At 63.3% G+C, this 15,127-nt stretch carries 10 protein-coding genes; 1 reads left to right on the plus strand and 9 read right to left on the minus strand.

Features of this window, described 5'->3' with window-relative positions:
• Positions 1-160: 160 nt before the first annotated feature.
• Positions 161-1,348 (plus strand): MFS transporter, encoded by a 1,188-nt coding sequence (locus RR51_RS02510; RefSeq protein WP_236693248.1) that lies wholly within the window; start codon positions 161-163, stop codon positions 1,346-1,348.
• Between the two features lie 100 nt (positions 1,349-1,448).
• Here the strand turns inward: RR51_RS02510 and RR51_RS02515 are convergent, their stop codons facing one another.
• From RR51_RS02515 to RR51_RS02555, 9 genes are all read right to left on the minus strand, one after another.
• Positions 1,449-1,796: a NirD/YgiW/YdeI family stress tolerance protein gene (locus RR51_RS02515; protein ID WP_039612521.1), complete on the minus strand. Its 348-nt coding sequence runs from the start codon at positions 1,794-1,796 to the stop codon at positions 1,449-1,451.
• 116 nt (positions 1,797-1,912) lie between these two features.
• Positions 1,913-2,977 carry a uroporphyrinogen decarboxylase gene (gene hemE / locus RR51_RS02520; protein WP_039612522.1) on the minus strand — a complete coding sequence of 355 codons (1,065 nt, stop codon included), beginning with the start codon at positions 2,975-2,977 and terminating at the stop codon, positions 1,913-1,915.
• 235 nt (positions 2,978-3,212) lie between these two features.
• Positions 3,213-4,631: an FAD-dependent oxidoreductase gene (locus RR51_RS02525; RefSeq protein ID WP_013974599.1), complete on the minus strand. Its 1,419-nt coding sequence runs from the start codon at positions 4,629-4,631 to the stop codon at positions 3,213-3,215.
• Positions 4,632-4,737: 106 nt separating this feature from the next.
• A complete protein-coding gene (gltB, locus tag RR51_RS02530; RefSeq protein ID WP_039612523.1) occupies positions 4,738-9,183 on the minus strand; it encodes a glutamate synthase large subunit in 4,446 nt (1,481 codons plus the stop codon).
• A 372-nt stretch (positions 9,184-9,555) separates the two neighbouring features.
• Complete coding sequence (locus RR51_RS02535; RefSeq protein ID WP_039612524.1) at positions 9,556-11,190, minus strand: SPOR domain-containing protein; 1,635 nt, start codon at positions 11,188-11,190, stop codon at positions 9,556-9,558.
• A 15-nt stretch (positions 11,191-11,205) separates the two neighbouring features.
• Positions 11,206-12,303 carry a 3-dehydroquinate synthase gene (aroB, locus tag RR51_RS02540; RefSeq protein WP_013974602.1) on the minus strand — a complete coding sequence of 366 codons (1,098 nt, stop codon included), beginning with the start codon at positions 12,301-12,303 and terminating at the stop codon, positions 11,206-11,208.
• A gap of 96 nt (positions 12,304-12,399) precedes the next feature.
• Positions 12,400-12,918: a shikimate kinase AroK gene (gene aroK, locus RR51_RS02545; protein WP_015272136.1), complete on the minus strand. Its 519-nt coding sequence runs from the start codon at positions 12,916-12,918 to the stop codon at positions 12,400-12,402.
• Positions 12,919-12,922: 4 nt separating this feature from the next.
• Positions 12,923-14,191: a type IV pilus secretin PilQ gene (locus RR51_RS02550; RefSeq protein WP_082044629.1), complete on the minus strand. Its 1,269-nt coding sequence runs from the start codon at positions 14,189-14,191 to the stop codon at positions 12,923-12,925.
• Entirely contained in the window at positions 14,115-15,116 is a 1,002-nt protein-coding gene (locus tag RR51_RS02555) for a pilus assembly protein PilP (RefSeq protein WP_039612567.1), read from the minus strand. The genes RR51_RS02550 and RR51_RS02555 overlap by 77 nt, the downstream gene beginning before the upstream one ends.
• Between the last annotated feature and the right edge of the window lie 11 nt (positions 15,117-15,127).

A 15,127-nucleotide genomic window follows, 5' to 3' on the forward strand; every position in this document is an offset into this window, starting at 1 on the left:
CTCCGAACAGGTCGCAAAACATCTCAAATAGGTCGAACAATATATTGGATCTAATCATTAGCCAGCTATATGCTTTTTTTCATTGCGCCAGAGGTACCCGCCCGTGAAAACTGCTGCAGCTGCCCTTCCCGCCGAGCCAGAACCTGCACCGCTGAACGAAATGTGGATCGAAAAAGGCACCCCCGCCTTCATGAAGACCGTGCTGGCGCTATTCAGCGGCGGCTTCGCCACCTTCGCCCTGCTGTACTGCGTGCAGCCGATGATGCCGTTGCTGTCGAAGGAATTTGCAATCAATGCGGCGCAGAGCAGCCTGGTGCTGTCGGTCTCCACAGCCATGCTGGCGTTCGGCCTGCTGATCACCGGCCCTATCTCCGACCGCATCGGGCGCAAGCCGGTGATGGTGTTTGCCCTGGTCTGCGCCGCCCTTTCCACCCTGGCCAGCGCGGTGATGCCGAGCTGGGAGCTGGTACTGGCCACCCGCGCCCTGGTCGGCCTGTCGCTGAGCGGCCTGGCAGCGGTGGCGATGACCTACCTGAGCGAAGAAATCCACCCGCAGCACATTGGCCTGGCCATGGGCCTGTACATCGGCGGCAACGCCATTGGCGGCATGAGCGGGCGCCTGATCACCGGCGTGCTGATCGACTTCGTCAGCTGGCACACGGCGATGCTGACCATCGGCGGCCTGGCCCTGGTGGCGGCGCTGGTGTTCTGGAAGGTGCTGCCCGAATCGCGCAATTTCCGCCCGCAGGCGATGAACCCACGCAGCCTGCTGGATGGCTTCGTCATGCACTTCAAGGATGCCGGACTACCCTGGTTGTTCCTCGAAGCCTTCCTGCTGATGGGCGCATTCGTCACCCTGTTCAACTACATCGGCTACCGCCTGCTGGCCGAGCCCTATCACATGAACCAGGCGCTGGTCGGCTTGCTGTCGGTGGTTTATCTGTCGGGCATCTACAGCTCGGCGCAGGTCGGCGCGCTGGCTGACAAACTGGGCCGGCGCAAGGTGTTCTGGGCCAGTATCGTGGTGATGGCGGGCGGTTTGCTGATGACCCTGGCCAGCCCGCTGGTGATGGTGATCGTCGGTATGCTGGTATTCACCTTCGGCTTTTTTGGCGCGCACTCGGTGGCCAGCAGCTGGATCGGCCGCAGGGCTTTGAAGGCCAAGGGACAGGCGTCGTCGTTGTACCTGTTCAGCTATTACGCAGGGTCGAGTGTGGCCGGTACGGCGGGCGGGGTGTTCTGGCACCAGTGGGGCTGGAATGGCATCGGGCTGTTCATTGGCAGCCTGCTGGCGGCGGCGTTGCTGGTGGCGCTGCACCTGAGCAGGCTACCACCGAAAACTGCTTGAGGCCCATTCGCGGGTAAACCCGCTCCCACAGGGACCGCGCTACAGCTGAGGGCAACGCTATACCTGTGGGAGCGGGTTCACCCGCGAAGAGGCCAGTGGCTCAGTTGATGATCTCGACCATATCCACATCCACCTCCCGGCTCATCAGGTGCTTCTCCACCTCACCGGTCAGCTTGACCTTGGTCTTGTCGTTGAACGGCGTCGGCGGCAGGTCTTCATCATCGATTTCCACGGTGATGGTGCCGGTGTTGTCCTTGAACTCGTACTTGTCGTCGTTGTTGATCTTCTTGGTCACGAAGCCTTGCAGCACCACTGGGGTGTCGTCGGCAGCATCGTTGGCCGCAGCTACGGTGGTGACGGACTGGGCACCGGGGCCGGTATAACCGGCAGCCAAGGCAGCTGTGCTGAACAAGGGGGCGAGGATCAACGCAAGATAACGTGCTTTCATAAGGATCAGGTCCTGTTTCGGTTTCGATGGGACCAGATTAACGACGATCGCTGAATTAAAACTTAATGCAACAAAAAGCCCGGCTCATGGCCGGGCTTTCGTGTTCAGAGATCAATTCACTGATGGTACTGCGCCGACAGCTCATGCACGGCGCTGATGAACACGCCGGCGTGCTCCGGGTCGACTTCCGGTGTGATGCCGTGGCCGAGGTTGAACACATGGCCTGTGCCGTGGCCATAGCTGGCCAGGATGCGCGCCACTTCCTTGCGGATTGCCTCGGGCTTGGCGTACAGCACGGTCGGGTCCATGTTGCCCTGCAGCGCAACCTTGTCACCCACGCGGCGGCGGGCGTCGCCGATCTCGCAGGTCCAGTCCAGGCCCAGCGCGTCGGCGCCGGCTTCGGCGATGCTTTCCAGCCACAGGCCGCCGTTCTTGGTGAACAGGATCACCGGCACCTTGCGCCCCTCGTGCTCGCGGATCAGCCCGCTGACGATCTTGCGCATGTAGGCCAGGGAGAACTCCTGGTAAGCCGCCGCCGACAGGTTGCCGCCCCAGGTGTCGAAAATCTGCACGGCCTGGGCACCAGCGAGGATCTGGCCGTTGAGGTAGCTGGTGACCGACTGGGCCAGCTTGTCCAGCAGCAGGTGCAGGGCCTGCGGGTTGTCGTAGGCCATGGCCTTGGTCTTGCGGAAGTCCTTCGACGAGCCGCCTTCGACCATGTAGGTGGCCAGGGTCCACGGGCTGCCGGAGAAGCCGATCAGCGGCACGCGGCCGTTGAGCTCACGGCGGATGGTGCTGACCGCGTCCATCACGTAGCCGAGGTCTTTCTGCGGATCGGGGATTGGCAGCGCCTCGATGTCGGCCGGGGTGCTGACGACTTTCTTGAAGCGCGGGCCTTCACCGCTTTCGAAGTACAGGCCCAAGCCCATGGCATCGGGGATGGTCAGGATGTCCGAGAACAGGATCGCCGCGTCCAGCGGGTAGCGGTCCAGCGGCTGCAGGGTGACCTCGCAGGCGAACTGCGGGTTCATGCACAGGCTCATGAAGTCACCGGCCTTGGCGCGGCTGGCGCGGTACTCCGGCAGGTAGCGGCCGGCCTGGCGCATCATCCACACCGGGGTGACGTCTACGGGTTGCTTGAGCAGTGCACGCAGGAAACGATCGTTCTTCAGGGCAGTCATGTCGGCATCCGGAAAAATAGTGCGGGCATTTTCTCAGACGCCAGCGCAAAAGGCACGGTCAAGGCCATGCGTTTTGTCTATTGGATGCCATGGATCAAGGATTTTTGTATACAAAAATGCCGTTGGGGCTGCTTTGCAGCCCATCGCGACACAAGGCCGCTCCTACAGGAAGTACGCGATCCCTGTAGGAGCGGCCTTGTGTCGCGATGGGCCGCGAAGCGGCCCCGACAATCAATCAGACTTCCAGGTAGTCCAGGATACCTTCAGCAGCAGTACGCCCTTCGAAGATAGCCGTCACCACCAGGTCCGACCCACGAACCATGTCGCCGCCGGCAAACACTTTCGGGTTGCTGGTCTGATGCTTGAACTTGCCCTTCTCCGGCGCAACCACGCGGCCCTGGCTGTCCAGTTGGATGCCATGCTGCTCGAACCAAGGCGCCGGGCTCGGGCGGAAGCCGAAGGCGATGACCACGGCATCGGCCGGCAGAATCTCTTCAGACCCCGGGATCGGCTCCGGGCTGCGGCGGCCACGGGCGTCCGGTTCGCCGAGACGGGTCTCGACCACCTTCACGCCTTCGACCTTGTCCTCGCCGACAATGGCGATAGGCTGGCGGTTGTAGAGGAACTTCACACCCTCTTCCTTGGCATTCTTCACCTCACGACGCGAACCCGGCATGTTGGCCTCGTCACGGCGATAGGCGCAGGTCACCGACTTGGCGCCCTGGCGGATCGAGGTGCGGTTGCAGTCCATCGCGGTGTCACCACCGCCCAGTACCACCACCTTCTTGCCCTGCATGTCGACGAAGTCTTCCGGCGACTTCTCGAAGCCCAGGTTGCGGTTGACGTTGGCGATCAGGAAGTCGAGCGCGTCATGCACGCCCGGCAGGTCCTCGCCCGGGAAGCCGCCCTTCATGTAGGTGTAGGTACCCATGCCCATGAACACCGCGTCGTACTCGGCGAGCAGCTGCTCCATGGTCACGTCCTTGCCCACCTCGGTGTTCAGGCGGAACTCGATGCCCATGCCGGTGAACACTTCACGGCGGTTGCTGAGCACGGTCTTTTCCAGCTTGAACTCGGGAATACCGAAGGTCAGCAGGCCGCCGATTTCCGGGTTTCGGTCGAACACCACCGGGGTCACGCCGGCACGTACCAATACGTCGGCACAGCCCAGGCCGGCCGGGCCGGCACCGATGATGGCAACACGCTTGCCGGTTGGCTTGACCTTGGACATGTCCGGGCGCCAGCCCATGGCGAAGGCGGTGTCGGTGATGTACTTCTCCACCGAGCCGATGGTCACCGCACCGAAGCCGTCGTTCAGGGTGCAGGCACCCTCGCACAGGCGGTCCTGCGGGCATACGCGGCCGCACACTTCCGGCAGGGTATTGGTCTGATGCGACAGCTCCGCCGCAGCCAGGATGTTGCCTTCGGAAACCAGCTTCAGCCAGTTGGGGATGAAGTTATGTACCGGGCACTTCCATTCGCAATACGGGTTACCGCAGCCCAGGCAGCGGTGCGCCTGCTCCACGGACTGCTGCGGCTTGAACGGCTCGTAGATTTCCACGAACTCCTTCTTGCGCTGGCGCAGCAGCTTTTTCTTCGGGTCCTTGCGGCCCACTTCGATGAACTGGAAGTCGTTGTTCAGACGTTCAGCCATTTTTCAAAACCTCTTTACCGCAGTTGCCAGCCTCAGGCTGCAAGCTGCAAGACGATCACTTGAGCACGACGGGCCCCGCGCACGGGGCCGTCACTTGCAGCTGTTGTTACTGTGGGTTGGCACGGGTGCTGGACAGCAGTTGCTTCAGGTTGGCTGCCTTCGGCTTGACCAGCCAGAAGCGCCGCACGTAGTCGTCCAGGTTGTCCGAGAGCTCACGCCCCCACTCGCTGCCGGTCTCTTCCACGTACTCGGCAAGGACCCGCGCCAGGTGGCTGCGGTAGGCCTCCATCGCTTCACCACTGATACGCTGGATTTCCACCAGCTCATGGTTGAGCTTGTCAACGAAGGTATTGTCCATGTCGAGCACGTAGGCGAAGCCGCCAGTCATGCCAGAACCGAAGTTGTAACCGGTCTTGCCCAGCACACAGACAAAGCCGCCGGTCATGTATTCACAGCAGTGATCGCCAGTGCCCTCGACAACAGCGTGGGCGCCGGAGTTACGTACAGCGAAGCGCTCGCCAGCAGTACCGGCGGCGAACAGCTTGCCGCCAGTGGCGCCGTACAGGCAGGTGTTGCCGACGATGGCGCTGTGCTGGGTTTCGAACGGGCTGCCGGCTGGCGGCACGATGGTGACCTTGCCACCGGTCATGCCCTTGCCGACGTAGTCGTTGGCGTCGCCTTCCAGGTGCAGGTTCAGGCCACCGGCGTTCCACACGCCGAAGCTCTGGCCCGCAGTACCTTTGAAGCGGAAGGTGATCGGCGCCGCAGCCATGCCCTGGTTGCCGTGCAGGCGGGCGATTTCACCCGAGACCCGCGCACCGATCGAGCGGTCGCAGTTGCAGATGTCGAGGCTGAACTCGCCACCGGCCTGGTCGCGGATGGCCGGCATGGCCATTTCCACCATCTTCTCGGCCAGCTCGCCCTGGTCGAACGGCGGGTTCTTGTCGACTTCGCAGAACTGCGGCTTGTCAGCCGGGATGTGCGAGCTGCCCAGCAGCGGCGACAGGTCCAGGTACTGCTGGCGCTCGGTGTCGCCTGGCAGCACATCGAGCAGGTCGGTACGGCCGATCAGCTCGCCGAGGCTGCGCACGCCCAGCTTGGCCAGCCACTCACGGGTTTCTTCGGCGACGAAGGTGAAGAAGTTGATCACCATGTCGACGGTGCCGATGTAGTGGTCCTTGCGCAGCTTGTCGTTCTGGGTGGCCACGCCGGTAGCGCAGTTGTTCAGGTGGCAGATGCGCAGGTACTTGCAGCCCAGTGCGATCATCGGCGCGGTACCGAAGCCGAAGCTTTCGGCGCCGAGGATGGCTGCCTTGATCACGTCCAGGCCAGTCTTCAGGCCGCCGTCGGTCTGTACCCGTACCTTGCCGCGCAGGTCGTTGCCGCGCAGGGTCTGGTGGGTCTCGGCCAGGCCCAGCTCCCATGGGGCGCCGGCGTACTTGATCGAGGTCAGCGGCGAAGCACCGGTACCACCGTCGTAGCCGGAGATGGTGATCAGGTCGGCATAGGCCTTGGCCACACCGGCGGCGATGGTGCCGACGCCGGCTTCTGCCACCAGCTTGACCGAAACCAGGGCCTGCGGATTGACCTGCTTGAGGTCGTAGATCAGCTGGGCCAGGTCTTCGATCGAGTAGATGTCGTGGTGCGGCGGTGGCGAGATCAGGGTCACGCCCGGTACCGCGTAACGCAGCTTGGCGATCAGGCCGTTGACCTTGCCGCCTGGCAGCTGTCCGCCTTCACCGGGCTTGGCGCCCTGGGCAACCTTGATCTGCAGCACTTCGGCGTTGACCAGGTACTCCGGGGTCACGCCAAAGCGGCCGGTGGCCACCTGCTTGATCTTCGAGCTCTTGATGGTGCCGTAGCGCGCCGGGTCTTCACCGCCCTCGCCAGAGTTGGAACGCGCGCCCAGGCGGTTCATCGCCTCGGCCAACGCTTCGTGAGCCTCCGGCGACAGTGCACCCAGCGAAATACCGGCGGAGTCGAAGCGTTTGAGGATCGCCTCCAGCGGCTCGATCTGCTCCAGCGGCAGCGGCTGGTCAGCCACTTTCACCTTCAGCAGGTCGCGGATCATCGACACCGGACGCTGGTCGACCAGCGTGGTGTATTCCTTGAACTTGGCATAGTCGCCCTGCTGCACGGCAGCCTGCAGGGTGTTGACCACATCCGGGTTGTAGGCGTGGTACTCGCCACCGTGAACGAACTTCAACAGGCCGCCTTGCTGGATCGGCTTGCGCGCGCTCCAGGCCTCGGCTGCCAGCAGCTTCTGGTCGCTTTCCAGGTCTGCGAAACGCGCACCCTTGATGCGGCTGGAAACGCCCTTGAAGCTCAGGCCGACCACTTCCTCGGACAGGCCGATGGCTTCGAACAACTGCGCGCCACGGTACGAGGCGATGGTGGAGATACCCATCTTCGACAGGATCTTCAGCAGGCCCTTGGAGATGCCCTTGCGGTAGTACTTGAAGACTTCGTCCAGGTCGCCCAGAACTTCGCCGGTACGAATCAGGTCAGCCAGCACTTCATAGGCCAGGTACGGGTAAACGGCCGAGGCACCGAAGCCCAGCAGCACGGCGAAGTGGTGCGGGTCGCGGGCGGTGGCGGTTTCCACCAGGATGTTGCTGTCGCAACGCAGGCCCTGTTCGGTCAGGCGGTGGTGTACCGCACCAACGGCCAGCGAGGCGTGCACCGGCAGCTTGCCAGGGGCAATGTAGCGGTCGCTCAGCACCAGCTGGGTCTTGCCAGCGCGCACTGCTTCTTCAGCCTGGTCGGCGATGTTGCGGATGGCCGCTTCCAGGCCGACGCTCTCTTCATAGTTGAGGTCGATCAGCTGGCGGTCGAAACCTTCGCGCTCCAGGTTCATCAGCGAACGCCACTTGGCGGGCGAGATGACCGGCGAGCTCAGGATTACCCGCGAAGCGTGCTCGGGGGATTCCTGGAAGATGTTGCGTTCGGCGCCCAGGCAGATTTCCAGGGACATGACGATCGCTTCGCGCAGCGGGTCGATCGGCGGGTTGGTCACCTGGGCGAACTGCTGGCGGAAGAAGTCGTACGGCGAACGCACGCGCTGCGACAGAACGGCCATCGGCGTGTCGTCACCCATCGAGCCGACCGCTTCCTGGCCCTGCTCGCCGAGCGGGCGCAGCACCTGGTCACGCTCTTCGAAGGTGACCTGGAACATCTTCATGTACTGCTTGAGCTGGTCAGCGTCGTAGCTGGCCACGCCCTGGTCATCGGTCAGCGTCGCCTGGATGCGCGTGGCGTGCTGACGCAGCCAGCGCTTGTACGGGTGGCGCGACTTCAGGCGGTTGTCGATGGCGTCGGTGTCGAGGATCTGGCCGGTTTCGGTGTCCACGGCGAAGATCTGGCCTGGGCCAACGCGGCCCTTGGCGATGACGTCCTCGGGCTTGTAGTCCCATACGCCGATTTCCGACGCCAGGGTGATGTAGCCGTTCTTGGTGGTCACCCAGCGCGCCGGGCGCAGGCCGTTACGGTCGAGCAGGCACACCGCATGGCGGCCCTCGGTCATGACGATACCGGCCGGGCCATCCCACGGCTCCATGTGCATGGAGTTGTATTCGTAGAAGGCACGCAGGTCGGCGTCCATGGTCTCGACGTTTTGCCAGGCTGGCGGTACCAGCATGCGCACGCCACGGAACAGGTCGATGCCGCCAGTGACCATCAGCTCCAGCATGTTGTCCATGCTAGAGGAGTCGGAGCCGACGCGGTTGACCAGCGGGCCGAGCTCTTCGAGGTCGGGGATCAGGTCGTTGGCGAATTTGGTGCGACGGGCCATGGCCCAGTTGCGGTTGCCGGTGATGGTGTTGATCTCGCCGTTGTGGGCGAGGAAGCGGAACGGCTGCGCCAGCGGCCATTTCGGCAGGGTGTTGGTGGAGAAGCGCTGGTGGAACACGCAGATCGCGGTTTGCAGGCGCTCGTCACCCAGGTCCGGGTAGAAGGCCGCGAGATCGCGCGGCATCATCAGGCCTTTGTAGATGATGGTCTTGTGCGAGAAGCTGCAGATGTAGTGGTCGGCGTCGTGGGCGTTGGCCACGGACGAACGGCGACGGGCACTGAACAGCTTGATGGCGAATTCCTGGTCGCTCAGGCCTTCACCGCCGATGAACACCTGCTCGATCTGTGGCAGGCGCTCAAGGGCCAGGCGGCCGAGCACGCTGGTATCGATCGGCACCTTGCGCCAGCCGACCAGTTTCAGGCCAGCAGCGAGGATTTCGCGGTCCATGTTGGCGCGGGCAGCTTCCGCTTTGACCGGGTCCTGGTTGAAGAACACCATGCCGACGGCGTACTGCTTGGGCAGCTCGACGGCGAAGTGCTCCTGGGCCACGGCACGCAGGAATTGATCGGGCTTCTGCATGAGCAGACCGCAACCGTCACCGGTCTTGCCGTCGGCGTTGATACCGCCGCGGTGGGTCATGCAGGTCAGTGCCTGCATGGCGGTTTGCAGAAGGTGGTGGCTCGGTTCGCCCGTCATATGGGCGATCAGGCCAAAACCACAGTTGTCCTTGAATTCTTCGGGATGGTACAGACCTGTTTTCATAGACACATTCTCACCAGGTTCACCTCTCAACGGAGGTAAATCTCTTTTTTAACAACCACTTACCATCCACGCCGATCAAACGCCAGCTTTTTTGCGGTGGCCATGGAAAACCATTGTTGCACAGCGACAGCGATGCTCACAAATTTTCATGTCTCACCATTGAAAATTTATGTCGCAATTTTGAATGTTTTTGCGCCATGCGCCGTGATAGCGGCTTGGCTCGAGTCTGAAGCGTTTCAGCCATGACTGCAAGTAAGGCTTGTGGCCGGCAGTCTGGGACAGAAAAGCCTGCCGCGTGACAACGCAGCAGGCTAGTCGAAAGTCAGTAATCGCTCAGCAACTGGGCGGCGGGGTGGTGCCGCCCGGAAGGTATCAGCGGGCCGAGGCCAGCTCTTGTTGGACGCTGGCGACGGTACGTGGCCAAGGTTTACCAGCCTGGACCTTCGCTGGCAAGTTCTTGATTGCCGCAACCGCTGCGTCGCGGTTGGCGAAGTTGCCGTAAGTGACTACGTACAGCGGCTTGCCCTGCAGGTTTTTCTTGAAGTAGCGATAGTCGCCACCTTGAGCCTTAACGAACGCCTGAGCCGAAGCCTCGGAGCTGGTACCCAGGATCTGCACCACGTAATTGCCCGGTTTCTGCCCGGCGTACCAGCCGCTGTTGCCGCTGCCACCGGCTGCCGGCTTCTCGACAGGCTTGGCGGCCGGCTTGGCCACGGCGACCTGGGTCGGTGCTGGTGCAGGCTTGGCAGGCGCAACCGGCTTGGCAGGTTGGGTTGCGACAGGTTTTGGCGTAGGCGCAACCGGCTGCGGTGGCGGCTGTACTGGCTGGGCTGGCGCCGCGGCTACTGGCTGGGCAGGTACCGGTGCCGGGCCCGCTGGCACACCTTGCGGCGGCGCGATGGTGGTCACGGTTGGCGGTGGGTTGCCTGGCTGCAGGGCGGTATCACCGGCCGGGCTGCCCTCTTCACCCTCGCCCATGCCCGCGGCCTGGGCCAGTGGCTCGCGCATCACCGGCTGCGACTGGCCAACCAGCGGCAGCGGCATCGGCTGGGACGAACCCGAGAACTCGATGGCGGGATTGCCACCATTGGCCTGGCCCTCGCCTAGCGGTAGCTGGGCCTGGGCGGCCGGCGCTTCGGCAGGCGCCTTGTCACCTTTCTTCGGCATCAACACCGCGGCCGCAACGGCGACCACAACCACAGCGGACAGCGCGAGCACATGTTTTTTAGGCATCTTGAACCCCATGGATGGTCGCTTGGCCGTCGAGCGGCTGGCGATCATGGCTTCGATCAAAGTGTCACGGGCGACCTGGTTGATGTTGCCAGGCCAGCCGTCGGAGTTTTCATGGATATCGACGATCTGTTCACGACTGAACACCTCGATGCCCCGGCCAGCACCTTCCAGGCGCTGCTCCAGGTACTCGCGGGTTTCTTCTTCACTGTAGGGGGCGAGTTCGATGATGTGGAAGCGTTCTTCCTCGATATTGATCTCGTCCAGCCCGGCAATCAGCGACGGCTCACCGAACAGGAACACGTGCGGGCGCCCTTCCGGTACACCCGCCGCCAATTCCAGCAACGCTTGGAGTGCCGACTCGTCGAGTTGTTCCGCATCGTCCACCAGCAAATACACTTCCTGGCCGGTCAGTGCCAGTTGCACCACCTTGGCCAGGATCGCCTGCATTTCGGCCTCGGCCACATCCAGGTTCTGTGCAACCTGGCCGAGTACGCTGGCGGCATCGCTGGCGCCACGGGCGGACACCACCACGCTCTGCACCGCCTGCTTGTTGGTACTGGCCACCAGGGCCTGGCGCAGCAGGGTCTTGCCACTGCCCAGCGGGCCGGTGACAACCAGCATCAGCTGGCTGTAGCGCGCCAGGTGATGCAGCTGGCCGAGCACGGGCTTGCGCTGGGCCGGGAAGAACTTGAAGCCGGGCACACGGGGCGCGAACGGATCATGGCTCAACTGGTAATGGTCGAGAAAGGCCTCATCGGCATGCAAACTGGTCATTGCGCTGTCACAACCTCAAAGCTGGGCCACGATCGCGCGGTAATCCGCCGACAACGTGGCCTGTAGAATCTCTTTCGGATAGTCGTCGGTCACCACGGCCTCGCCCATCTGGCGCAGCAGCACCAGACGCAGGCGGCCGTCGAGCACTTTCTTGTCGACCGCCATGTGCTCCATGAAATGCGCCGGGGTCATCTCCTGTGGTGGCACCACCGGCAAGCCTGCGTCCTGCAACAGGCGGATTCCGCGATCGCGCTCGGCCTGGTCGATCCAGCCAAGGCGCATGGACATCTCCAGAGCCATCACCGTGCCCGCCGCCACGGCTTCGCCGTGCAGCCACACGCCGTAACCCATGTGGGTCTCGATAGCATGCCCGAAGGTGTGCCCCAGGTTCAGCGTGGCGCGCACGCCAGACTCGCGCTCGTCGGCACCCACCACCGCGGCCTTGGCCGCGCAGGAGCGGCGGATGGCTTCGGTCAGCGCCACCGGGTCGAGGGCACGCAGTGCCTGCATATTGTCCTCGAGCCAGGCGAGGAACGGTTTGTCGCAGATCAGTCCGTACTTGATCACTTCGGCCAGGCCTGCGGACAGCTCGCGCGACGGCAGGGTCTTGAGGCTGGTGGTGTCGATCAGCACCGCATTGGGCTGGTAGAAGGCACCGACCATGTTCTTGCCCAACGGGTGGTTGATGCCGGTCTTGCCGCCGACCGAGGAGTCGACCTGGGACAGCAAAGTGGTCGGCACCTGGATGAAGTCGACGCCGCGCTGGTAGCAGGCGGCAGCGAAGCCGGCCATGTCACCGATCACGCCGCCGCCCAGGGCAACCACGGTGGTGCGGCGGTCGTGCCGTGCAGTCAGCAGGCCATCGAAGATCAGCTGCAGGGTTTCCCAGTTCTTGTGGGCTTCGCCGTCGGGCAACACCACCGGCAGCACCGAATAGGCCCCCAGGGTCTTGCTCAGGCGTTCGAGATACAGGGGCGCGACGGTCTCGTTGGAAACAATGGCAACCTGCCGCCCGGCAATGTGCGGCGCCAGCAACTCTGGCTGGTCCAGCAGGCCTTCGCCAATGTAGATCGGGTAGCTACGCTCGCCCAGGTCGACCTTTAGTGTCTGCATGTATCCCCACAATGTACTTGTGCGCGGCGCCGCTCGGGCACCTACGCGGTTACGTTGAACCTCGCCTCGGCGCTGGTGGCCGAGAATAGTCCCGGGCTAACGGGGCGGCAACTGCTGCAAGCGCTCGAGAATATCGATCACCACCATGCGTGGCGGCCGCTCGTCGGTTTCTACCACCAGATCGGCGATCTCGCGGTAGAGCGGGTCGCGGGCTTCCAGCAGGGCGCGCAAGGTCGCCTCGGGATTGGCGGTGCGCAAAAGGGGGCGATTGCGATCACGCGCGGTGCGACCAACCTGCTGTTCGACCGAAGCATGCAGATAGATCACCCGGCCACCCTGATGCAGGGCCTTGCGGTTGGCTTCGCGCATTACCGCGCCACCGCCGGTCGCCAAGACCACGCCATCGAGTGCGCACAGCTCGGCGATCATCGCCTGCTCGCGGTCACGGAAACCCGGCTCGCCTTCCTTGTCGAAAATCCACGGGATGTTGGCGCCGCATCGCAGTTCGATTTCCTTGTCGGAATCCTTGAACAGCAGGCGCAGCTCTTTGGCCAATAGGCGTCCGATGGTGCTTTTACCAGCACCCATGGGCCCCACAAGTATCAAATTTCGCACAGAATCAACGACTCACAGCAATCGCCTGGTCACTCATGATACGCGGAGTCAGGAAGACCAGCAGCTCGGATTTTTTCTCTTGTAATGCATCGCGTCGAAACAGCCGCCCAACATACGGCAGATCGCCGAAAAATGGCACCTTGTCGACCACATTGTTTTGCGAAGTCGAGTACACGCCACCGATCACGATCGTTTCTCCGTCCGTCACGCGAACCTTGGCATTGACCTCGTTCTTGCGGATCGGCGGTACGTTGTTCAGGGCATTGACGTAATCCGGCTCGTCCTTGGTCACCCTGACGGTCATGATCACCTTGTTGTCCGGAGTGATCTGCGGGGTCACTTCCAGCGACAACGAGGCTTCGCGGAACGCTACCGAGGTGGCGCCGCTCTTGCTGGTTTCCTGGTACGGCACCTCGGTGCCTTTGAGGATCCTGGCCGTTTCCTTGTCGGCCGTGACCACCTTGGGCTGCGAGATGATTTCGCCGTTGCCGCTCTTTTCCATGGCACTGAGTTCCAGGTCGAGCAGCACATCTCCACGCAACAGGCCCAGACCGATGCTGCCGCCCACCCGCTCCACCCCGAGATCGACGAACAGATCCTTGCCCGGGCGCGGGCTCTCGACATACAGCGGCCCACCCCAGCGCACCCCCAGGCTTTTCTCGTAATCGACGTTGGCCTCGACGATACGTGCCTCGATCGCCACCTGACGCACCGGCACATCCAGCTGCGCCACCAGTTGCCTCAGCTCGGCAAGGCGATCTGCCGGCTGGTGCACCACCAGCGTATTGGTGCGCTCATCGACACTGAGGCTGCCCCGACCGGTGAGGATGCCGTCATCCGCCAGGCTCGCCAGCAGCAGCTCTGCCAGCTCGGCGGCCTTGGCGTGATGAATGGGCAACAGCTCCCGACGCAACGGCTGCAACTGTGCATCCAGCGCCTGGCCCACATGGGCATCGACAGACTGCGCGGCAAACTCCGCCGCGGGCGCCACCAACAGCACATTGCCCTCCTGTCGCCGGGCCAAGCCCTTGCTGCGCAGCACCAGATCCAGCGCCTGGTCCCATGGAACATCCTCAAGGCGCAAGGTGACGCTACCCTGCACGGCATCGCTGGCAACCAGGTTGACACCGGCATAGTCAGCCAGCACCTGCAGCACCGAGCGCACTTCCACATCCTGGAAGTTCAGCGACAGTGGTTCACCCTGATAAGGCATTGCCGACGCCAGCGGGAACGGCAGCAGGGCTGCCAGCATCCATTTCATCAATCTTTTCATCGTCATCCGGGGCCTCCTTGCCCAGGTGCTTTGCCAGCGTGATGAACGCCGTGCGTTCATGCCACCCCCCTGCCATGAACAGCCGTTCGCGTACTTCGACCTGGGATTGATCAACTCTCGCCACCACCCCCTGGTCACGCCCGACCCGGTCCCCAGGGCGTACGCGATAGAGCCTGCCCGCCGCCATCAGCAGTGCTTCGTGTTCCGCTCCACGTGACAGGCTGCCGACCATCTCCAATTGCGCCAAAGGCACGCCGGCCAACCCGTCGCCCGCCAAGCGCGTCGCTCCAGACGCAAACGGGTCGACTGCAGGCGCTGCCGTCCCGCTGCTGGCAGGCATGCGCGCAAGCATCGCAGGCTGCGACACAGGCGCCAGCGCCTGATAGGCATCAACCCGCAACTGCAGGCGCAGCAGCCCAGGCTTGCCATCTGCTGGAGCCAGTTGCAGGTCACCGCTGCGCAACACACGCGCCTGACCCAACCAGTCACCCAGCCACTGGCGCAATGCCGCGTATCGCCCCACCACCTGTAGCTCCAGCGGCACCTTGCGGAAACCGGCCTGCCGTTCGTCTTCATGGACGTCGAAGCGTTCGATCAGCAAGCCATGCGCATGCCCCGAAGCCGCCAGGCGCTCGAGCAGGTCACTCATGCCCTCACCGGCCGCCAGGTGCCAGTGCGCCTCGCGCAAGCGTTGCTCGGCGATGGTTACCGACGCGTGGAGTTGCTCCAACTCGGCCAGCTGCACCGCGCCGGCTGAATGCTGTTCGTGCAACTCGGCGTGCCGGGCCTCCTCCTGCGCCTGCTGTTGCAGCGCTGCAGGCAGACGTATGGCGCAGCCCAGGCCGAACAACGCCAAGGCCACCAGCAATGGCGCCAGCTGCCTGAAGCGGCTGGAGCGCTCGGCCATGGCCAGCCAGCCGAGCACCTGTGCAGCAT

Origin of the sequence: Pseudomonas sp. C5pp (assembly GCF_000814065.1) — a bacterium.
In the GTDB taxonomy this organism is placed as follows: domain Bacteria; phylum Pseudomonadota; class Gammaproteobacteria; order Pseudomonadales; family Pseudomonadaceae; genus Aquipseudomonas; species Aquipseudomonas asiatica.